Genomic DNA, 21,713 nt, shown 5'->3' with positions numbered 1-21,713 from the left:
GTCGATTCTTTAGAAGTTAAGTTTAACAGAGAAGCCTAAATTACGCAGGCTCGGCAACATAAAATAGTCCATACCGCTGAAGTGTGTACCTGTACTTGCCGTCAGTTCAGGATCATAAGGGGCCTTACAATAGAACATGAACAAGTTGCGTCCGGTGAAGGCGACGTTCATGCTCTGAATCCAAGGAATTATCTTTTGAACGGGAACATCATAACCGAGAGACAATTCTGCAAGACGGACATTTGTAGCACTGTAGACATACATCGAGCCTACACCACTTCCCACAGTACTGTAATATTTCTGCACGGCTGGCACTTCGTGACCGTCAATCAATACATATCCTAAATCGCGCGCTGTAGCCGTAGCTTTGGAAACACCGTAAGCATCCATCAATGCTTGGGTCTGCGAAACAACCACACCACCGATACGAGCATTAATCAAACAGCTCAATGTCAGCCCTTTCCAAGAGAAGGAGTTACGCCATCCCATCATGTATTTAGCTTGAGAATTACCAGCATAAATCCAACCATCCTTACGTTCACCGGCTTTGTCGTCGATAGCCACTGTATTATTGACATAATCCACGTCAATATACCCGTGATGGTCTGTGCGAAGAGCAGTCACATACAAGTCACCGATAGAACCACCCTCAAAAAGACGTGACTTCACGATTTCAAGCCCCCCAAGATCCATCATGTCCTGGCTAACAACTTCTCCGCCTGACAGAGTGGTGGGCTTCAACAACTTTTTAATTTTGTTGCGATTGAGAGTGTAAGTGAACGTAGAGTTCCATTTCACCGGTCCGAGAGGCTGATTCAATGTCAGACTGGCTTCAATACCTTTGTTATCCACTTGTCCACCATTGATATAAATGGAAGAATAACCGGAAGATGAAGGGAGTGAAGGATTGAACAATTGGTTGTAGGTGGATGTCTTATATAAAGATACGTTCAACTCTAATTTATCGTTCCAAAAATGAGACTGCAAACCGACCTCCCACGCCTTGGTACGTTCCGGCTTAATATCTGTGTTAGGATACGTAGTAGCTGTCGTGGGAGAAGCCGACTCATACGGATAGGTCTGATAAGCAATATAACGTGTAGGAGCATTTCCTACCTCACTATACGAGCCACGCACTTTCAAGAAAGTAAATACATCGTTCTTGATAGGCAACAGTTCAGTCAGAATTGCGGAAAGACCTACCGATGGATAAGCGACTGACTTCGCATCGGTCCATGCCAAAGCAGAAGACCAGTCGACACGCCCAGTTACATCCAAATAAAGTTTGCTTTTCCATCCTAACTGTGCGGTAGCAAAAATAGACTGCGTCTGGTCATGATAACCATCTTGCTGAAACTTCACGGTAGACTGCATCAAATTAAGCGTTGTAAAGCTATTGGCTACCGAGTTCAAACTACCACCGACATCGAAATACTGGTAGTTGACATCTTGAATGCTGGTTCCCAGCGTAGCTGTTAATGAGAAATCACCAAAATATTTATCTATATTCAACATCACATCACCATAAAGCTGACGGGTAGAGGCATCGCCTTTGTAATAACCACCAAAGTCCTGGCAAAAGATATTATCGGTAGATGCCGAATATTTCTTTTCAAACAGAGCCGAGGTATAATCCATTTTAGCACGTGCACCTAATGTTATACCTTTAGTGATTTCAAAGTTCAAGCCCCCGCTTATAAGAAAACGATTCTTATGATTGACAAAATTGTCGCGGTTGACAATCCAATAGGGATTCTGCAAAGCAATCCCTTGATTACCCCACGGCCAATATTGTGTCTTGAAGTTACGAGTCTCATTATACATTTCGAACTGTTGAAGCATATCCAGGCTGTAGCTCGGTGACATCAGATAGACCGGAACTATCGGATTAAAGTACTGACCCTGTGATACCATATTCTGTTCGCGTACGTTCATATAGCTAGCACTCAAGTCAAGGCGTAAACGATCATTGAGCATACTAGTTGTATTCCGGATCGTGAAATTGTAACGATCCAACGTGTTATTCGGAACAATGCCCGCTGCATTGGTAGCAGCCATAGAAAGGAATGTCTGGTTCTTCTCATTACCATTACTGATAGTCAACGAGTTAGTTTCATTCCATCCTGTCTGATAGAAATCTAACGGATCGTAATTACTGGGTTGTCCCATTTTCTGCCCCCAACTTTTCAGTTCACCTGTCGTTGCACCATAAGTATTTTGAAACTCCGGAGTTACAAACGGATTGAAGAACGAGGTGTTATTAGCATAACTGACACGGAGTTTATCTTTCGTACCTTTTTTCGTGGTAATCATAATAACCCCATTAGCTGCATCGCTTCCATAAAGTGCAGAAGCGGCAGCACCACTTAATACAGACATCGTTTCAATATCTTCGGGATTAATCATGGAAGCACCGTCACCGGACTGCCCCATACCAGTCATAAAGTCATCCGGCTGTGTCGTTTCCAATGAAGGCATCGGAATGCCGTCAATTACATATAATGCATTATTATTTCCGGAAAGAGATTTTGCACCACGCATCACCACCTTTGCTCCGCCACCTATACCAGATGAACTGGAATTGATAACCACACCGGCTATTTTACCGGACAAGCTGTTTACAAAGTTGGCATCTTTAACACCAACAATTTCACTGGCAGATACTTCCTGCACATTATAAGAAAGTGCTTTCGCTTCTTTTCTAATACCAAGGGCGGTGACCACTACTTCGTTCAACACTTGCGAATCATCTTCCAAAGTAACATTCAAGACCGAACCGACAACAGGCAGTTCTTTTTTCTGATAACCCACATATGAAAATAACAACACCGGATTGGCAGTCTGAACAGTCAACGTATAATTTCCATCAAGATCCGTCACTGTTCCGTTAGTAGTTCCTTTCTCCACAATGGAAACGCCAATTAGCGGTTCTCCATTTTTATCAACTACCGTACCTTTAACGTTTTGTACCTTTTGCTGGGCAACTTCCGTTTCCTTAGCTGTCAGTACAATTTGATTATCCAGTATTTTATATTCAATATTGGTACCTTCAAAGACTTGCTTCAGTACTTGAAAAATATTTTTATCCGATACGGAAACCGTTATCCGGCGATTGAGATTCAGATTCTTGCTGTTAATAAAAAAGCCGAATCCGGATTCACGTTCAATCGTGTGCAGCACTTCTTCGATAGTACTGTTCTTCACGTTCAACGAAATAGAGTTTCTTTGTGCATATCCGTCAGACGCATAAGTCAGCCCAACAGAACAAACGAGCAGCATTAATAGTAATTTCATAGCCAATGATATTTCTTTTAAGGTTCGTCTAAGCGACTTTAATCCTCCAAGAAATTGGACGATACAATAATTTTGCATAGATTTGTAACGAGTTTAATTAGAAAATTGGTAGTTATACTTGTCTGCAAACAAGTAGTTCACAATTACTGAGGCTCATACGGGAAGATACGGCCAATATCGTCCCGTATTTTTGTCTTTAAGGATCTTTGTTTTTCATGGCAATAAGTTTTGTTTTTTAAGGTTTTATATTTTCCAATACTAAATAAATATCTCTATTTTTATCTTTTCTTTACCGGCAGTTCCATTATTGTTCAGATAACGCCAACGTACTTTTGAAGAGACACTGATAAAATTGAGTATCTGTTCTAGATTCCGGTTGGTAAATGTACCGGAGAATGAGTCGTCATGAGGAACATTCTCCCGAACGACAAATTCAGCATTGTATCTATCCGCTAAGATATCCAGTGCATCCCGTAGGGAGGTCTGCCGGAAAATGATTTTGCCATCTTTCCATGAAAGCTCCCTTTCACCGGAAGTTGTATAGAGTTCAGTCTTTCCATCCTGGAAATAATAGACCAGCTTCTGTCCCGGAGCCATCACAATATACTGCGGTTGCTGACTAGCGTTGTTAAATTCAAAATTAACTTTTCCTTCAACTAATGTAGTAATTACCTCATCGGCTTCTTTGTATGCCTTTACATTGAACTTTGTGCCCAGAACTTTTATGGCAGACTGGTGAGCCGTAGAGACTATAAACTGTTTTTCCGGATCTTTCCGAACATCAAAATAGGCTTCTCCGTCAAGTTCCACCTTACGTGTACGGGAAGAAAAACAATTCGGAAAAGTTAATGTACTTTTCCCATTCACCCATACTGTAGTTCCGTCAGCAAGTGTCACCAATGTGCGTTGTCCGGCAGGAACGTAAACAGTCTGCATTTCTATATCCTCTTTTTGGAGAACCTGTATCATTGCATAACTTAATCCGAAAGCTACAACAAATACTGCCGCAATCCGCAAGATTCGTTGTGTAACAGGATGCAATGAAATTGTCTTTTTTGTCTTCTTTGAGAATGCGTCTGTGTCTTGCCATATGAATGCATCATAACTCTTACGAAGAGAAATGAATTCTTTAAGATTGGCTGCATCTGCATCAATCCATGTAGCAACGTCTTCCTTTTCCTTTTGGGATGCCTTGCCTGCAATATATTTTAATAGTAATTCCTTATCCATACAATAAATAATTTATAAGTTATGAGAATAGGGGTATTATTCCCCCTTTCATTAAGAATACCACTCACTAAAGAGATTCCCTAGTAAGAAATGTGATTTTTTTGTTAGTGCTTAAAAAAATAGCAAACAAGGAGGCCTTTTCCTTCTTTTCAGATGAAAAAGAAAAGGAATGGAGCATAATCTTTTAGATTATCACGCAGCATTTTAACTGCTCTGCTGATATGATATTCTACTCCTTTTACACTAATGCCCAGTTCTTCGGCTATTTCTTTATGGGATTTTCCATCTAGGCGATCGTGGATGAAAGCAATACGAGTTTTTTCCGGCATACTCTCTAGTAATGCATGCACTTTTGCCCGTAATTCTTCTGATAATATTTCCTTCGGGTCACATGCTTCCAATGTTGATATACGAATTTCCAATTCACGCTGTCCCTTATCAAGCAAAGTTTGAAAAACATTCTCTTGTGCTTGTATATGTTTCAGGTAATTGAGTGATTTGCTGCGAATATAAGTAATCAAAATCGCTTCAACACTTGGGATTTCCCGTTCTTTACTTAGTTCCCATAAATGGATAATGGCTTCTGATACAATATCTTCTGCTACTAAATCATTATGGACATAGGACAAGGTAAATAGGAAGGCTTTCCTATAATAAGCAGTATATATCGAGTTGAAATTGATTTGAGCCATTCCAGTATATCCATAAGTATTAAACGCTGCAAAGAAATACATTTTACTCATAAAAAGGAAACTTTTTAGAGAAAATTTAAATTTAGCTAAAATACCTTTTCCTTATAAAGAAGAAAAGAAATGCCTTGATTATAATTTGCACGTCAGCATTAATCTTCCTTCTGAGGTACTGGCAAAAACATTTAGATGGAAAAGATATAAACAGGGTAAATAGTAACTTCTTCATAAAACAAACATAAATAAAAGAAACCTGCTTACCCAAAGAATATTATCTTTTCAGTAAGCAGGCTTTCACTCATATTCAAAAATGCAAAGAGCAAAATCTCTCACAAATTTGTGTGTTCCATTAATTGATAGCTATCGGAGCATCCAACGTCTTAATAGTAATTCCATTTGTAGTACCGTTTATACGCCCTGTGGCATCTTTGATAACTCCACCTTCCTGAGTCTCCGATCCGTCTAGTTTATAATAAAGTGCCAAGCCTTCTGAAGCAGGGTCAACACCCAGCATATTCTGCTTAAGTTGATTTTCCGTACGGGCTACACTCCAAACACGGACTTCACTCATTTTACCATGGAATGGACGTTCACCCCATTTGAAACCATAGATTCTACCAATATAAAAACCCATATCCGAATTCGGATCAAAACCGTCAATCCCCCAATCTGAACCAGCCCATTTCTCACCATTTACATAAATGCCTGTTTTTCCTGTCGGTTGATCATAAGTCAACGCTACATGATACCAACGATTTGTTAACAACGGTTTCGTTACACGGTAGTTCTGTCTTCCGGCCACTTCCAAATAATCTTTAGGAGTAATTCCTCCTCCCGCATCACCGATACGGAGGATCATCACACCTTCGGTTCCCATAATCGTATTATTATCGAGGAAATAATCCACATTAATCAATGCTTCGTAAGTGAATGACGAGAAGAAAGTACCGACAGGGAACTTCACAGAAATATAGTGATTACTGAAGTTACCAGCTTTGGTAATTTTCAACGGTTTGGAGAAAAAGAAATATGCAATGTTTGTTCCGGAAAGAGTCGACACCGAAGACGAATGCACCCGCATAGGCAAAACATACGAGTTCCCGGCTTTCAAAGCTTCTAAACCGGAAAGTTCGACTTCTACATTATCCGCATACAATTTTCCACTCGAAATAGAAGATGTCGTACTGCTTAGCTTTACCTGCGAAACATCAAGCATCTCATAATTTGTGCCATACTTTGCATTGTATTCGTCTACTACACTTGGTTCGGCTACACTATATGATACGTCTACCTGAGAGGAAGTTGCTGACGAGAGTCTTGAAACCAGATCAAATGTCATTACATCCATTTCATCTTCCACCGAGAAATTATATTCCTTGCTTTCGAAATAAACCTTAGGCTCCAGCAGGTCATTCATGCTGTCGTTGCAAGCGCCCAACAATAACGCCATACTACCTACCATCAAATAATAGAATATATGTTTATTCATCATCTTTTTACTGTTTTAGAATTTTATAAGTCCACTTATTCCTGCGGTTTATTTTCCGCTTCGTTTTGTTTCGCTTTCCATTCATTGAAAACCCGCTGATTGATTTGAATAGCCTGACGCATCCATTTATAATTTGGCGTATTGTCATAATCATTATCGAAGCGATAAGCTCCTACTCCACCTTTATAACCTTCTCGCGGCATAGCAGCAGCCTGCTTCAGCAATTGACCTCCATTAGTGGCATACTTTTCAAAGTTCTCTGTGCAGATTATTTTCTTAGGATCAACGCCATAACCATCAAAACCGGGATTGGAACTACCATAACTTTGTATAATCCAATAATCGACATACTCATCCAATTCATGGGTAAGCCCATAAATATTTCCATCAATACAGATCATTTTATGTCCTTTACCTTCCGGATCGCTTTTCGGGCCAATGTAATTATTCATTTCTTTAACCAAATGAATCAAATGCTTATTCTGACTCAATGTGCCATCCATATCAAACACACCACTACCGATTTCCCAGTCTACATCATAACCGTCCCATTCGTTTGCATACAAAGAATCGCACAGAGCTTTGGCAAACTTCGCCAGACATGCATAATGGTTTTCACTTTCAAACTGACCTTCAAATCCCCAATATTTCCAACGGGCTTGTTTCTTCGCCGTTTCCAATTGAGCCGCCGACCAGCCTTCTTCCTCCGCTTGTTTTTCCACTTCGAGGTATACCGAATTTGGTGTCGCACCCTTACCAAGATAAGAAAGCAGACTTACCTGCAACAGTTTCGTTCCTTTCACCTTTTGCACAAACTCTTTATCTGCCTTCTGCTCCGGAGTGATTTCATAACGTCCTGGAGCGCCACTCCACATTGAAACAAAATCCATACTATCGGGCATAGCAGAGAGATATCCTCTTCGATAAGCTCCAGCAGGCGCCCAATTGGAATACCATCCGAAAGCTACGGGACGATTGTAATTCCAAGCAGTCGCCTTATAGGCGCGCAGATTGGCATAATATGCCTCACTCTCCGCATTGTTCATTGTGGCATACCCGCCTATATGGTCTATCTCAATATTCTCCACATCCATGCAAGAAGTTACCATCATGCCTGTCAATGGAATAATATATAACAATTTTCTTAATGATTTCATATTCTTCATCTGTATTAAAATGATACATGTAGGTTATCTCTTACAATCCCACCACAAACGGGTAGAAGACTTATCTTCGCCACCTGCACCGTTATTGAACAACTTCAAGGCTGCTTCATAAATAGCCTTTCCCTCGTTAGTCTGAGAAAAACTGGTAGGATAAATCATACGGCGAATACCGCCCTCAAGAGTTGCGCCTTGCACTGCTCCTTTCAAAGTCTTAATGACATTCAACTTCGGATAACCGGTTCTTCTCCATTCCGTCCACGCTTCCTGTCCGTTAGGAAACAAAGCAATCCACTTCTGAATCATAATTTTTTCCAACTTCTGCTCTGTTGTTCCTTCAAACTTGGCAGTAGTCTCACACGGAGCAGAAAGTGTTTGCCCATACTGATAATGGGAAAAAACATATGCCCGAGGTGACAAATTGGAATTCATATAATCGTCTACAGGATCGGTCACACCATTCTCCTGAAAAGACATATCAATGCCCTGTTTATACCATGAATTCGCACTGCCGAAACCTTCCCACACTAAAGCTGCTTCCGCACGCAAAAAATAAACTTCCGATGCACGCAGCCAATATGTAGGAGTTCCACTTTGAATATTGGGCTTTGAGCAAGATTTGTAGATGTCATTCTGCGCATTGGCATGCCCTGCCGGCACCGCTTGATACGTTTTTCCGTCGAAAGCCTCAACACCATAAGAGGCATTACCATCCATCGGCAAAAAATAAACGCTCAAACGCGGGTCTTCATATCCCATCAGATAAGAAAAGATGGAAGAACCCATACGAGCTTCATTATAGTTGCCTGCCAACCATTCAATGTTGTTGCGGAAAGTCATACCCGCTCCTTGACTCATTTGAGCCGCATCATCCTTAGCCGTCATCACGCCAATAGAATGATTCACTGCTTGAGTAGCATACTTTTTCGCCAGTTCCGCATCAGCGAAGCGGACACGCATAGCCAAACGAAGCATCAGCGAATTGCCGTATTTCACCCATTTGGTAGCATCTCCGGCATATACCGCATCATAAGCGCCCATTACATTCACCCCATTTTCCGCCTTTTCCGTTAATTCTTCAATGGCTGCGGTCAATTCTTCAAACATCGCCGTATACACCTCTTTCTCCGAATCGAACGGAATGTTCATTGTAGCGTCCGCCGCATGAGAATAAGGCATCGGACCGAAACTTTCAAGTGTCTTGTGCCAAGCGGAAATCTTCAGAATTTGAGCCAAAGCAAAGACTTCGGGCGTACCATTTTTCTCGGACGCTATTTTCAATTTCTTCCAAGGATCAAGAGCATTGGTATAAGACTGTGTATAGGTCGCTTTTATCCAATTGTCCAACAAATAATAAGTAGTATTGTTACTACCTGCGTTCCAACCGTTACTGTTGTTCTCGCCAAAAAATCCACTCCAATTATCGGCCGACAGATGATAAGCTATTTGATATTCATTGATAACATCTGTATCATCAGCCTGTGTGCCTACGGGAATCACTGTCCGTTGCATAGCTGTAATCAGCCCTCCGACTTCAAAACCATCCATCGCACCTTCTCCGTCGCTCATCTCAAATTGGTTGGTATTGATTTCTTCAAAATTGCATGAGGCAAATAGCGTCATTGCGCATATCACCGCTAATAGTTTAAAATGATTCATTTTTCTCATAATAAAGAAGGTGTATTATAATTTAAATTTAATACCGAAGCCAAAGCTACGAACACTCGGTTGCATAAAATAATCATTACCTTGTCCGTAAGTACTAGTGGAAGGAGTCAGTTCCGGATCGAACGGAGCTTCGCAATACAACATCCAAGGATTGTTGGCTATAAACGAAACTGTAACATCTTTCAACACGTTACCAAACCACTTATTAGGCATAGTATAGCTAAAGGTAAGTTCTTGCAAACGAATATTGGTGGCACTGTATACATAGTAACCGGAAGTTTCATAATTTCCCGTACCTGTCATCTGATAATAAGACTTCGCATCTACCAGACCTTGTCCCTTCAACAATACGCCTCCCGCTTCACGAGCCTCAGCCGAACGTTTGGATACACCGAAACGATCAAGCAATGCCTCTGTAGAAGAGGTCACCACGCCTCCAAAACGTCCGTTGATCTGGAATCCGAGCCCAAAGCCTTTGTATGTCAACATATTACTCCATCCCATATTGAAATCAGGAGAAGTTTTTCCCAAATAAACGGGTTCCCCCTTTTCCATTCCAAAGGTTCCGTCGCTCTTTACCTCAACATATCCCAAGTGGTCTTTCTTCAAGAAGGTGTTGGCATAAATATCGTGGATACTTCCGCCTTCTTTCAAGATGACACGACCACCATCCTTCAAAACCTCCGGAATATTAATCGGTTCATCCATCAAATCCGTATGATAGTTTTCAACCATCTCCTTAATCTCGTTTATATTACGAGAGAATGTCAATGTTGAAGAGATTCCTAATCCGAACTTAAACTGATCGGAATAGCTTAATGAAGCCTCCCAACCACGATTTTCCACATTACCGGCCTGCAAATAAATCTGCTTGTATCCGGTAAATTCCGGAAGATCACCCAAGAAAGTCTGATTGTATGTATTAGAATGATAGTAGGTTACCTCCGCACTTAATTTATTCCACAACTTCAGACTTAATCCAAATTCGTATGACTTTGTACGTTCTGCCTTGAAATCAGTAAACGGATAGATACCGGTAGGATCTAATGCACCACCCACAATAGGGGTAGTTACCGTACCCGGAGTCAGTCCCGAACGGGATACAGGCGCACCGACTTCCGTATACGAACCGCGAACTTTCAGGTAAGAGATAAATTCGGGCAATTTGACCATCTCGGAAATAATCCCGGACAGACCGATTGAGGGATAGAAGAAAGATTCTTCATCGGTATTCACCAAACGTGAATTCCAGTCATTACGTCCGGTCAGCGTCAAATAAAGCATACTCTTCCAACCAAGTTCCAAATTGGCAAAAACAGCATGATTACGTACACGACTATCACCACCCTTTTCTGAGATACGACCATTAGCCGGATCGATATTAGAAGCCGCAAATTTATTGGGCACTCCCAATAATGTCCCTTTGTATCCTCTCTCCAATGCCCAATAGTTAGAATAGTTCCAACCCGCATTGGCAGAAATACTGAAATCAGCTATATGTTTATTTACGTTCAACATAAAGTCGGCATATTCCTGACGGTCTTCATAGTTATTGTATCCATACAGTCCTTTCTTTCCTTCCGCAAATTTATCGTCGGATGAAGCGTAAATCTTGCGTTCAAACAATACATGTGTGTCATCCATTCTGAAACGGGCTGTCGCATTCAACCAATCGGTAATATTATAAGTCAACCCTACGTTGAACATATAACGACTCTTTTCATTCGTAGCTACATTGCGATAAGCAGTCCAGTAAGGGTTCTGTGAAGCATATACCGGATCTGCCACCGGCCAATACTGAACCGGAAGTTGGCGACTTTCATCGAAATGTTCGAATGACTTAATTCCATTAAAGTCTTCACCACGAGGGAACAAATAGGCGGCCATCACCGGATTCCAATATTGTCCTTGCGATACCATATTCTTGTCTTTCTGTTTCACATACGACGCACCTAAATCGAGTTGTAATTTATCATTAAGGAAAGTTGCCGTATTACGGATTGTGAAATTCAAACGATCATATTCATTATTAGGTACAATACCTTTGGAATTGGTAGAAGAAACAGAAGCAAAAGTCTGATTCGATTTCGTACCGGTGGTCAACGTAACCGAATTAATAAAGTTTGTTCCGGTATTAAAGAAATCCTTCTTAGGATCATAACTTGTAGGAGTCAACAGTTTCTCACCCCAGCTTTCATACATATCTTTTTTGTTACCATACGTATTTTGAAACTCAGGAGTCATATAAGCTTTGCTGAACTCTGAAGAAGAAGAGAACTGCACTGAAAGTTTTCCTTCTTTTCCTTTTTTAGTGGTAATCAAAATTACACCGTTAGCGGCACTACTACCATACAACGCAGCAGCCGAAGGACCACTCAAAACAGAAAGACTTTCAATATCTTCGGGATTGAAGTCGGCGATTCCTTCTGTTCCGGCCTTACCTTCACCCATAATACCACTGTCGGTATTTCCCATATTGGTATTGAACAAAGGAATACCGTCCACCACATACAAAGCATTGTTATCACCTTCAATAGATTTTGCACCACGCATTACAACACGTGTCGCACCACCAACTCCACTAGCACTTTTGTTAATACTCACTCCGGCTATCTTACCGTTCAGCGAGTTTACGAAGTTAGCATCTTTTACTGTAGTCAGAGCATCTCCCTTGACTTGTTGTACATTGTAAGACAACGCCTTTTCTGCACGTTTGATACCCAATGCCGTCACAACAACTTCATCGAGCACTTCTGTATCCTGCTTCATTACAACCGGATAGAAATCTTTCTTGGAAACAGGAATTATCTGTGCAGCATATCCGATATAAGATACTTTGAGAATAGATTTCTCTGCCGCCTTGATCGTAAAGTTACCATCGAAATCGGTAATCGTACCTGTAGAACTACCATCCACAGATATATTTACTCCAATCAACGGTTCACCGCTTTCATCAGTAACCTTTCCTTTGATATTTTTAAGGGTTTGTGCAACTACAGGCTTCTTTTCAGCTATTATGATGTAGTTACCTTGAATCTGGAATGAAAAGCCCGTCCCTTTTAAGATGGTATCAAGTGCGGTCTCGAGGGATGCATTCTGCAAGTTTAACTGGGCTATTACTTTTCCTTTTAATTCGGAATCACTATAATTTATAGACTTTTTGGACTGTTTTTCCACAGTTTTTAAGGCATCAATGACAGTGATGTTCTTCTGCTGGATAGTTATTTTACTATCATTTTGAGCCAAAGCGAAAGTCTGTATAAGAATAAGACTTAAAAAAGTGAGAAAGACCCGCTTATGAGCTATTTTTTCTGCTATTTTTTCGTAGATTTGTAGCATCTTTAGTATTAGTTAATTGGTTATTATTCTAGGATCATTCAGAATAGCGTCAATATTACGCTAATATTAAAAGAGATTGATTTCATATCCGGGAGGAACGGCCATTCCTTCCGGGTATTTTTTTGCATTACGTATTAAATTTAAAAGGTTCTACAATATATTTATTCTTTACTAGTTACATAGCACTTATTTCCCTTGATAACATAGTTTACATTTCCTACAACTTGCGATATAATCTTCATAACTTCCTCCAGATTCGCCTGTTTGGAGAAGCGGAAACTATATGTATTCTTTTTCAAGCTATGAAGGCTATATACAAAAGCATAAGGAAATTTGCGTTCAAGACTTGTAAAAATATCCTCCAGATACATATTACTAAAAACCAATTCCCCACGTTGCCATGCCGTCACATCATCTATCTCAGGCATCCGCAGATTGTGCGCTTTCGTATGTTTGTCATATACCAACTGTTCATTAGGCTTTAAAATAATATTGGACAGCAAGTTATTGAATTCAACTTTCACACTACCTTCCAGCAAAGTAGCCATCAGTTCGCTATTTTCCGGATAAGCATTTACATTAAATTCAGTACCTAAAGCAGTAACTTGATAATCATTGGCCTTTACAATGAAAGGATGCTTCTTATCCGGTTTCACTTTAAAGTTGGCCTCACCAATCAAATATACGCTTCTAGTCTCTCCTGTAAATTTTTCCGGATATAGTAGTATACTCTTCGAATTCAGCATGACATATGTACCATCCGGTAATGTAAGTTCACGAATTTCCGCTGTCGGTATATAGCATTCAACTAAATCTTTTTCCGGCCGTTCCTTTTCCAACATCAAATAAATAGAAACGGATGAGACTGCTAACAAGAAAATAGCTGCAGCTCTCCATATAAGCAACTGGTAATTTCTACGTGAAGTGATAGACTGCATTCCCAGATTCTGCCGCATTCGTTGTATTGATTGTTGCATGCCATCAGGCACTTTCTGCTCTCCGGCTTGTTTCCATAGCTCACGAAGAGCCTCACTCTTTTCATCAACATGCTCCTCATCAGCCAACCACTGTTGCACTTTCTTCTGTGTTCCGGCTGAATAGCTATTATGGCCGAATAATTCTACGAGTTGTTGAATATAATTTTTCATGAATCTTTTTCTTTCTTTTTTGGGCTTTATACAATAAATACAACTACTACATACATACTACTTAAAAATATTAGAGAAAAAAAATAAAAAAGAGGAGTACCTTCTTTAATTCGATCAATGCCAAATAAACCTGATGCTCTATTGTTCGGATAGAAACATCGAGTTTATCAGCTATTTCTTTATGACTTAATCCCCTGAAACGACTAAGTTCGAATATCAACCTCCGACGCTTCGGCATTTTCTCCAGGGTGAGTTGAATAATCATCAACATCTCCTTATAATATACGTTATTCAAGATCTCTTCCTTTTCTGTTAATTCATAAAGAAGAGTCTTCTCTATAACTTCCGACTGATATTCCTGTTCTACCTGTTGATGTTTAAAGATATTCAGAACTATATTTCTAGTCATTATAAAAATATAATTGTCTAGTTCTTTATCATTATCCAGCCACAACTCAGGCTGCAACCAGAGCTTACAGAAAACATCTTGAGCCACATCTTCTGCATCCGCTTCCGATTTTAGCAGCATTTGAGCAAAGTTCTTTACCTTTGGAAAATTTACAGTGAAAAACCTCTGAAACTTTAATTCAATCTGCCTGTCATTATTCTCCATCTCTCTAATATTTTTCAGTGTTAGCGGTTAAATCAAATATTACATATATTTAGGTCTAAGGAATGATTCAATATAATATTATACATTAAATCATAATCTAAAAGCAAAATAAAAGATTAATAACACAATAAAAAAATATTATAACTCTTTTTTGGTTTATTTCTTCCAAGCAGCTATCATATAGAGCTTTCCAGAAAATAAATAAAATGTATATTATACACCCATAAAAATAAAAAGGCTTCATGAATCAATGATTCATGAAGCCTTATAAAGAATACTCGTACTCGAAGCGGGAATCAGGAATTAAACCCACATACAACGCAAATAAAATCTAATACACTGATACACATATTTATAAATATTAATCTTTTGAACCAAATTGCATTTTTGTGGTGCAATATTGCAGTTCAGTGGTGCAATTTTTATATATTTGCACCACATTAAATAATGGTATGTTATGAAAGGATTAACATTATTCAGAAGAACCACAAAATCAGAGGGAACCATCAAACTCAGATTCCGATTAAGAGACGGGCGTGGAGTTGACCTTTACCATAAGAGTGAGATAAAGGCCGACCTTAAAGATTTATCAAAGTTCGAAGATGACGGCACACTTCGTCCTAAGGTCTCTATCTACAACCATGAACTCAAAGAGAAAATAGATAAAGAAATAAAAGCGATTGAGGCCGCATATATAGAGTTATGTGGAAAGATGGATAAAAGTCTTATAACAGCAGATCTATTTGAAGAAACAATTAGCCGGTGCCTGCATCCAGAAGATTATATCGCAATAACAAAAGAGGAAACTTTGTTGGAAAGATACAACCGATTTATCAAAGAGGGATTCCGTGACGGCACTTTTGCAGAAAAAAGAGTCCTTCAATACAATGGTCTCTACAAGGAACTGAAGCGATACTTGACTATACACAATCAGACCAACATATTACCGAAGCATTTTACAGCTGACGATTTAATGGATTTACGTATTTTCCTTTTTGAAGAGCATAAATATGTAGATAAATACCCATCGCTCTATGCCGATGTTAAACAACAGTGCTTGCCCACCAAAGAACGTGCGCAAAATACAGTGGCCATAAAATTAAGGATGTTACAGGCTTTCTATACAGAATTGGAAGAACGAGACGAAATAGAAGTGTCCCCATTCAGAAAACTTGGTAGAAATAGAAGAAAAGCCGTAATGAAAGAAAGCTATGATGCGCCTATTTATCTGCTACAGGAAGAACTTTTAAAGGTTATGAACACTGAAGTACCGGAAGTTTTACAGGAAGCGAAAGAATGTTTTCTACTTCAATGCGCTTTTGGAAGTCGTATTGAAGATTACAAAGCTCTCAGCATGGATAAAGTTACAGTAAGTACTGATGGTATTCCATATTTACGTTATCTACCACAAAAGACCCTAAAAAGCAACGAGCATAAGGATGAAGTGGAAATCCCTATCGTAAGATATGCGTTAGACTTAATAAAGAAATAGCAATTCAACTTTCCTATTCTTAAATATGTTACGGGCAAGAGCGGTTATAACGTGAAAATCAGAAGATTGCTCGAATATTGCCAGATAGGCAGAGAGGTAAGAATCTTCGATGAAAAGTCTTCTGAAAATATCTATAAGCCTCTTTACTCTATGGGTAGTAGCAAAATTTGTCGTAAAACACATATAGATATGTTGACAAAGGTACAAGTCAACATGTATGTTTCAGGACATCACAAAGAAGGGAGCAACGCAGTTAAACACTATTCTTCCTTATCCCTAAAAGACCGTTTTATCCTAATGAGTGCTGCATACAAACAACCACTTTATAAGGTTGACAAGGAACTTAACATAATAGAAGAAGTATAGTCAACACTCAACATTTTGCATTAAAAATAGAATCGGGCACACAATCAAATGTTAAAGATTGTTGTCCGATTTTTTGTGTTTAGTGGACAATACCCCCTTTCTTCTATTGGCAAAAATGTGGCAAATAATGTGGCACAAAGTGTAAACAGCTATTGGATACTCATATTTTATTCAATTATGCTAACTTGTCATGATATCGTCTAAATTCACTCAAACATCTGGACACTACTCTGATTATTATGTAGCAAACGATGTGGAACGGTTCTGGCATTTTCCCTTTTTAGTATTTGGCAAAAGTTTATCTATTCAGCTTATTATCAATTTATTAAGTAATATTTCAAGCCTTTGCATATCAATTTTAGCATATTACATTTGCAGCGTCAAAGCCGTTATTTCATCATTGTAACGAGTGGAGACCCAAGTGGGTGCAGCGGTGAATGTATCACCAATGATGGCTGCCAACAAACCCACTCTCACAAATATGATGAACGAATTCAACAAAAGCACACAGACACTAATGATTGTCTCTAAGGATGATTTAGAAAATGTTGTTCAAAACGCAGTTAACCGTCTATTGGAGAAGCGAGAAAACAAGCCAGAAGTGTATTTAAGCGTGGAAGAGACAGCTAGAAGACTAAAAGTTGACCGTTCTACTCTTTGGCGCTGGAACAAGGATGGATACCTGACCACTACAAAAGTAGGCAATAAGGTACGCTACAAATTATCCGATGTGGAACGTATTCAGAAAGGGGAAGTTTATGAATGAGACAAGAATTACCGCAAAAGGAATCATGGAAGATGCGGACAAGCTGATAAATCAAGTCTGCAAGTCTCAGTTTCCGGTTGAGATATTCCCCACAATGATTCGTAAAATCATCTGGAAAATGAAAGAAGCATTGACTTATCCGGTGGACTATACAGCCTCAAGTATGTTAGTTGCCATAGCAGTAGGCATAGGTAACACTCATGCATTGAAATTCAAAAGTGAATGGACAGTTAAAGATATCCTCTATATGGCGCTTGTTGGAAGACCTGGTGCAAACAAAAGCCATCCCCTTCGTACGGTTCTACGTCCATATTTTGAATTTGATATGGAGCAATACCGAAAATTTAGCGAGGAACTGAATCGCTACAACAAGATTATGGAAATGAACAAGAAGGAACGGCTAGAACAGGGATATGAGACAGCCCCCACATCGCCCGTTCGCAAACGCTTCTTGGTATCTGATATCACACAGGAAGCAATGGTCAAGGCTCTTGCCGAGAATCGTAGGGGGATATGTTTATACATGGATGAACTTCAAGCTTGGGTAAAAAATTTTACCCGTTACAGTAATGGTTCCGAAGAACAGTTTTACATTTCTCTTTTTAACGGAAGCTTCTATATATCTGACCGAAAAGGAGATACAAACAACAATTGCATCGACGACCCTTTTGCTTGTATCATTGGGACAATACAACCGACCATTCTTACTGAAATGCTCAAAGGGAGTAAAAGCAACAATGGCTTTGCCGAAAGAATTCTGTTTGCAATTCCAGAAGAACAAGAAAAATCCTATTGGAATGATACAGACATGGACGCTTCCTATTACGATGATTGGCATAATATCATTCAAAAACTCATTCACTTGAAAATTTCAACAGATGAAACGGGCCGCGTAATACCAACAACAATAGAATATGAGCCAGAAGCAAAGAAACTTCTACTGGAATGGCAGCGAAACTGGACTGATATGATTAACGAGGAAGAGTCAGACAAAAAGAAAGGTATCTATAGCAAATTTGAGATATTCATTCACCGCTTTTGTATCATTATCCAAGTCTGCAAATGGCTTTGTAATGAAGGAAGCGCAGATAAAGTGGATTTTGACACGGTTACTAAAGCTATCAAACTGGTAGATTACTACAAAGGAACTGCTTTATTGGTTAACGACATGATGAATGGAATATTTCTAACTGCCAAGCAGAAAGAACTATTGGACAAACTCCCAGAAGAATTCAGCCGTGCAGAAGGATTGGAGATAGCAATACAACAGGAATGGAATCCAAGCACATTCGACAGGTTCTTAAAAAAGGCAAGCACTAAATACCTTATTCATCGGCATGGGCACTATCAAAAGGCACTTGACAAAATGCCAAATTGACAAATTCATGGTCGATTTTAGCATTTTAGCAATTTGGCAATCACAAAAACTTAATGCATATGACGAATTATAGATTCATATTAGAACCATATAACAGGAGTAAAAGAAACCGCTACACTTGTCCAAGTTGCGGAAAAAAGTTTCAATTCTCACGCTATATTGACATTGAAAGCAGTATTGAATTTCCTGACTATGTGGGTAAATGCAATCGCGAGAACAAATGCGGTTATCACTATTCCCCATCTATGTATTTCGACAAGAATCCAAACGAAAGGGAAAAGACAAGAGAACAATCTTTCTCTCCCCCTACCACAAAGGATGTAAAACCTTTTACACCAGAAGCAATGGACGCATCATTTATTGACAGACGGATTATGGAACAGTCGCTACGTCATTACGAACGCAACAACCTATATGTATATCTGTGTGGACAACTCGGAACAAAAACCGCCATCCAACAAATGCAAATGTATCATGTTGGTACAGCCAAAAAATGGGGTAATTCTACTGTATTTTGGCAAGTGGACACAGAAGGCAGAGTACATACAGGTAAAGTCATGCTCTATAATCCAAATACCGGCAAACGTGTAAAAGAACCATATGCTAAAATCTCATGGGTTCATACGATACTTAACCTTCCCGCTTTTACACTCAACCAATGTTTCTTTGGTGAACACCTGCTGGCCGGCAATAATAAACCAATAGCCATTGTTGAGAGTGAAAAAACCGCCATCATAGCTTCCGTTTATATACCTAATTATATATGGTTAGCCACAGGAGGGAAGAATGGCTGTTTTAATGAACACCACATTGACATTCTTTGTGGCAGGAATGTGGTCCTCTTTCCGGACATCGGCATGGAAGATGAATGGCAAAAGAAAGCATGCTTGATGAGACGAAAAGGCATCAACGTTATACTGTCTGACTATTTGGGTCAGCATGCAAGTGCAGAGGAAAAAGAAAACGGATATGACATTGCAGATTATCTGATAAAAGAAAAGTCTGGTGAAGCCATATTACAAAGTATGTGCCAGAAAAATCCCTCTCTTAAGAAGTTGATAGAACTCCTCAATTTGGAATTGGTAGACTTCCATTTCGAGAGCAAATAAAGAAGATTCAATCCTTATAAATCTGAATAAAAATGGAGTGACAGAGGAATGTAGTTTTTTCGGCTGGCAAGTTTATGTTTTGGTAATCCCAAAACCTTGAATCAACCGCTCCTCACACTCCACAACCAACAAACTTTCAACCGAAAAAAAGAAATGAACGATAAGAACAAAGGCGGAAGACCGCAATTAACGAGAGTAGAAAAACGTAGTGAAATCTTCACTATCAAATGTACACCCATAGAGAAACATACGATTAAAGGAAAGGCTAAAATGTCTGGGGTCAAACCAGCAGAGTACATCAGAGAATGTGCAGTAAATGGAAGCATAAAATCCAGATTGACTTCGGAAGAAATAAAATACATAAGGGCATTAGCCGGTATGGCAAACAATCTGAACCAACTGGCCAAGAACGCAAATACCTACGGCTATCATCATGTGGCAACAGAGGCCGATCATTTGATGAGCGAAGTGGATAACATTATTAAAAAGATTAGAGGATGATTGCAAAGATTATGAAACGAAGCAGTTTTGGCGGTGTCGTAAATTACGTCTTTAAAGATGGTAAAGACGCTAAACTGTTGGCATCTGATGGTGTCCGCTCAAATACTCTACAGAACATCATTGCATGCTTCAACGACCAGGCTTCGCAAAACAGCAAAGTGAGAAACATAGTTGGACACACCGCGCTGAGTTTTAGCGAGAAGGATAAGCACCAATTGAATGACGAACGAATGGTTCAAATTGCACATGACTATATGGAAAAGATGGGAATCAAAAACACGCAATACATCATTGTCCGTCATTTTGATAGAGACCATCCACATATACATATTGTGTACAATCGTGTGGACAACGATGGCCATACGATTAGTGATAGTAATGACCAAATCCGGAGTGCCGCTATTTGCAAACAGATTACCTTACAGTATGGATTATACATGCCAAAAGGTAAAGAAAAAGTTAAGGTACATAGGTTACGTGGTGTGAACAAAGAGAAATTTCATCTGTACGCAACCATCTTAGATGTTTTACATGATTGTAATAATTGGGATAACTTCCAACGCAGACTTGAAAGAAGAGGAATTGCTATTTCATTCCGGAGAAATGAGAATGGCAATATACATGGTATATGCTTTACCAAGAATGGCCATACTTATAGTGGTTCAAAAATCGACCGTAGTTTGGGGTATAACAAATTGGTCGGTCTATTGGGCCAAATTAATCAGTCCCAAGTGAATCAAAAAGAATATTACCATTACGAAAATACTCATGTATACCAAGAGACATTGGACGATGGGAGAATCATCAGAATCTATGAACCAGAAATTTCAAGTTCCGATAGTGGTCCTTCATTTGGACATAATATTGCCAATGCAGCTATAGAATTTGTATTGCAACCTCACGATGTACCCACATCCGGTGGAGGTGGCGGAAGTACCTCAGAGGACGAGGACAATGAGAAAGAAAACAAGAATAACAAACCACGTAAATTTAGAAGAAGATGAAAAAAGATAATGAAAATGCGGCTCTCCTGTCCATGTTTGATGAGCTGGTAGACGAGGTTAAAAAGAACCGACAAGCAATAGCACAATTACAAAACACTATTCAACGTCATGACATTGGGAAAATCGTAGATGAATCCATTTATGTTGCACTCAATGAAAAGTTTCCTAATAAATCTCAATTGGAAAAGGACGAAGAAACCAAACGGTACCATCAAGCTATGGCAACGTGGACAACCCAAAGAGAAAAGAATCTTTTTAACCAATACATAAAGCCAACACTAACACCTCTCAATGGAATTGAAAAGAAAATTGAAACCGCAACAAGGAGTATCGTCAATGAATACCGCAAGGAACGGGAATCTCAAAAGATGGCATACTACAAAACAATAACGATAATCTTTCTCTGTTCACTACTTTTGATTTCGATACTCATAATTTGTCTATTATAAATGAGATTCGATAGC

At 39.3% G+C, this 21,713-nt stretch carries 16 protein-coding genes; 7 read left to right on the top strand and 9 right to left on the bottom strand.

Annotation, left to right across the window (positions count from 1 at the left end):
- Positions 1 to 9: 9 nt before the first annotated feature.
- The 9 genes from BSAG_RS19815 to BSAG_RS19855 all read right to left on the bottom strand — a co-directional run bounded on the left by BSAG_RS19815 (position 10) and on the right by BSAG_RS19855 (position 14,633).
- Complete coding sequence (locus tag BSAG_RS19815; protein WP_008770349.1) at positions 10 to 3,372, bottom strand: SusC/RagA family TonB-linked outer membrane protein; 3,363 nt, start codon at positions 3,370 to 3,372, stop codon at positions 10 to 12.
- A gap of 180 nt (positions 3,373 to 3,552) precedes the next feature.
- The gene (locus BSAG_RS19820; RefSeq protein WP_004310488.1) at positions 3,553 to 4,524 is read right to left on the bottom strand and encodes a FecR family protein; all 972 of its coding nucleotides are present in this window, start codon (positions 4,522 to 4,524) and stop codon (positions 3,553 to 3,555) included.
- A 149-nt stretch (positions 4,525 to 4,673) separates the two neighbouring features.
- Positions 4,674 to 5,216: an RNA polymerase sigma-70 factor gene (locus BSAG_RS19825; RefSeq protein WP_008770350.1), complete on the bottom strand. Its 543-nt coding sequence runs from the start codon at positions 5,214 to 5,216 to the stop codon at positions 4,674 to 4,676.
- A gap of 346 nt (positions 5,217 to 5,562) precedes the next feature.
- Positions 5,563 to 6,705: a DUF1735 and LamG domain-containing protein gene (locus tag BSAG_RS19830; protein WP_004310490.1), complete on the bottom strand. Its 1,143-nt coding sequence runs from the start codon at positions 6,703 to 6,705 to the stop codon at positions 5,563 to 5,565.
- Between the two features lie 32 nt (positions 6,706 to 6,737).
- On the bottom strand, positions 6,738 to 7,859 hold the full coding sequence (locus BSAG_RS19835; protein ID WP_004310491.1) for a glycoside hydrolase family 18: 1,122 nt from the start codon (positions 7,857 to 7,859) through the stop codon (positions 6,738 to 6,740).
- A 33-nt stretch (positions 7,860 to 7,892) separates the two neighbouring features.
- A complete protein-coding gene (locus BSAG_RS19840; protein WP_004314635.1) occupies positions 7,893 to 9,533 on the bottom strand; it encodes a SusD/RagB family nutrient-binding outer membrane lipoprotein in 1,641 nt (546 codons plus the stop codon).
- 15 nt (positions 9,534 to 9,548) lie between these two features.
- The gene (locus BSAG_RS19845) at positions 9,549 to 12,872 is read right to left on the bottom strand and encodes a TonB-dependent receptor (RefSeq protein WP_008016795.1); all 3,324 of its coding nucleotides are present in this window, start codon (positions 12,870 to 12,872) and stop codon (positions 9,549 to 9,551) included.
- Between the two features lie 161 nt (positions 12,873 to 13,033).
- A complete protein-coding gene (locus BSAG_RS19850) occupies positions 13,034 to 14,020 on the bottom strand; it encodes a FecR family protein (RefSeq protein ID WP_004314637.1) in 987 nt (328 codons plus the stop codon).
- Between the two features lie 70 nt (positions 14,021 to 14,090).
- Positions 14,091 to 14,633, bottom strand: coding sequence for an RNA polymerase sigma-70 factor (locus BSAG_RS19855; RefSeq protein WP_004314638.1), 543 nt, complete (start codon positions 14,631 to 14,633; stop codon positions 14,091 to 14,093).
- A 457-nt stretch (positions 14,634 to 15,090) separates the two neighbouring features.
- Between BSAG_RS19855 and BSAG_RS0222560 the strand changes: the two genes are divergently transcribed.
- The 7 genes from BSAG_RS0222560 (at position 15,091) to BSAG_RS19880 (ending at position 21,698) form a co-directional block, all read left to right on the top strand.
- Positions 15,091 to 16,125: a hypothetical protein gene (locus tag BSAG_RS0222560; RefSeq protein WP_004314639.1), complete on the top strand. Its 1,035-nt coding sequence runs from the start codon at positions 15,091 to 15,093 to the stop codon at positions 16,123 to 16,125.
- Between the two features lie 775 nt (positions 16,126 to 16,900).
- Positions 16,901 to 17,257: a helix-turn-helix domain-containing protein gene (locus BSAG_RS25440; RefSeq protein WP_008770352.1), complete on the top strand. Its 357-nt coding sequence runs from the start codon at positions 16,901 to 16,903 to the stop codon at positions 17,255 to 17,257.
- Positions 17,250 to 18,635, top strand: a complete 1,386-nt coding sequence (locus BSAG_RS19860) for a DUF3987 domain-containing protein (RefSeq protein ID WP_004314641.1) — start codon at positions 17,250 to 17,252, stop codon at positions 18,633 to 18,635. Before BSAG_RS25440 ends, BSAG_RS19860 begins: the two co-directional genes overlap by 8 nt.
- A 59-nt stretch (positions 18,636 to 18,694) precedes the next feature.
- A complete protein-coding gene (locus tag BSAG_RS19865) occupies positions 18,695 to 19,744 on the top strand; it encodes a DUF6371 domain-containing protein (RefSeq protein WP_008016790.1) in 1,050 nt (349 codons plus the stop codon).
- 153 nt (positions 19,745 to 19,897) lie between these two features.
- A complete protein-coding gene (locus tag BSAG_RS19870) occupies positions 19,898 to 20,245 on the top strand; it encodes a MobC family plasmid mobilization relaxosome protein (RefSeq protein WP_004314643.1) in 348 nt (115 codons plus the stop codon).
- Positions 20,242 to 21,249 (top strand): relaxase/mobilization nuclease domain-containing protein, encoded by a 1,008-nt coding sequence (locus BSAG_RS19875; protein ID WP_004314644.1) that lies wholly within the window; start codon positions 20,242 to 20,244, stop codon positions 21,247 to 21,249. Before BSAG_RS19870 ends, BSAG_RS19875 begins: the two co-directional genes overlap by 4 nt.
- Positions 21,246 to 21,698 carry a hypothetical protein gene (locus tag BSAG_RS19880; protein ID WP_008770353.1) on the top strand — a complete coding sequence of 151 codons (453 nt, stop codon included), beginning with the start codon at positions 21,246 to 21,248 and terminating at the stop codon, positions 21,696 to 21,698. Before BSAG_RS19875 ends, BSAG_RS19880 begins: the two co-directional genes overlap by 4 nt.
- Positions 21,699 to 21,713 lie beyond the last annotated feature (15 nt).

The sequence above is a fragment of the Bacteroides sp. D1 genome, assembly GCF_000157095.2.
GTDB lineage: Bacteria > Bacteroidota > Bacteroidia > Bacteroidales > Bacteroidaceae > Bacteroides > Bacteroides xylanisolvens.
The sequence above is the reverse complement of the archived record's forward strand: the minus strand, read 5'-3'. Positions and strand labels throughout refer to the sequence as shown.

Bases quoted from the DNA above. Each gene is read 5' to 3' on its own strand.
- BSAG_RS19815 (WP_008770349.1), bottom strand. From the start codon at position 3,372: ATGCAAAATTATTGTATCGTCCAATTTCTTGGAGGATTAAAGTCGCTT.
- BSAG_RS19820 (WP_004310488.1), bottom strand. From the start codon at position 4,524: ATGGATAAGGAATTACTATTAAAATATATTGCAGGCAAGGCATCCCAA.
- BSAG_RS19825 (WP_008770350.1), bottom strand. From the start codon at position 5,216: ATGGCTCAAATCAATTTCAACTCGATATATACTGCTTATTATAGGAAA.
- BSAG_RS19830 (WP_004310490.1), bottom strand. From the start codon at position 6,705: ATGATGAATAAACATATATTCTATTATTTGATGGTAGGTAGTATGGCG.
- BSAG_RS19835 (WP_004310491.1), bottom strand. From the start codon at position 7,859: ATGAAATCATTAAGAAAATTGTTATATATTATTCCATTGACAGGCATG.
- BSAG_RS19840 (WP_004314635.1), bottom strand. From the start codon at position 9,533: ATGAGAAAAATGAATCATTTTAAACTATTAGCGGTGATATGCGCAATG.
- BSAG_RS19845 (WP_008016795.1), bottom strand. From the start codon at position 12,872: ATGCTACAAATCTACGAAAAAATAGCAGAAAAAATAGCTCATAAGCGG.
- BSAG_RS19850 (WP_004314637.1), bottom strand. From the start codon at position 14,020: ATGAAAAATTATATTCAACAACTCGTAGAATTATTCGGCCATAATAGC.
- BSAG_RS19855 (WP_004314638.1), bottom strand. From the start codon at position 14,633: ATGGAGAATAATGACAGGCAGATTGAATTAAAGTTTCAGAGGTTTTTC.
- BSAG_RS0222560 (WP_004314639.1), top strand. From the start codon at position 15,091: ATGAAAGGATTAACATTATTCAGAAGAACCACAAAATCAGAGGGAACC.
- BSAG_RS19860 (WP_004314641.1), top strand. From the start codon at position 17,250: ATGAATGAGACAAGAATTACCGCAAAAGGAATCATGGAAGATGCGGAC.
- BSAG_RS19865 (WP_008016790.1), top strand. From the start codon at position 18,695: ATGACGAATTATAGATTCATATTAGAACCATATAACAGGAGTAAAAGA.
- BSAG_RS19870 (WP_004314643.1), top strand. From the start codon at position 19,898: ATGAACGATAAGAACAAAGGCGGAAGACCGCAATTAACGAGAGTAGAA.
- BSAG_RS19875 (WP_004314644.1), top strand. From the start codon at position 20,242: ATGATTGCAAAGATTATGAAACGAAGCAGTTTTGGCGGTGTCGTAAAT.
- BSAG_RS19880 (WP_008770353.1), top strand. From the start codon at position 21,246: ATGAAAAAAGATAATGAAAATGCGGCTCTCCTGTCCATGTTTGATGAG.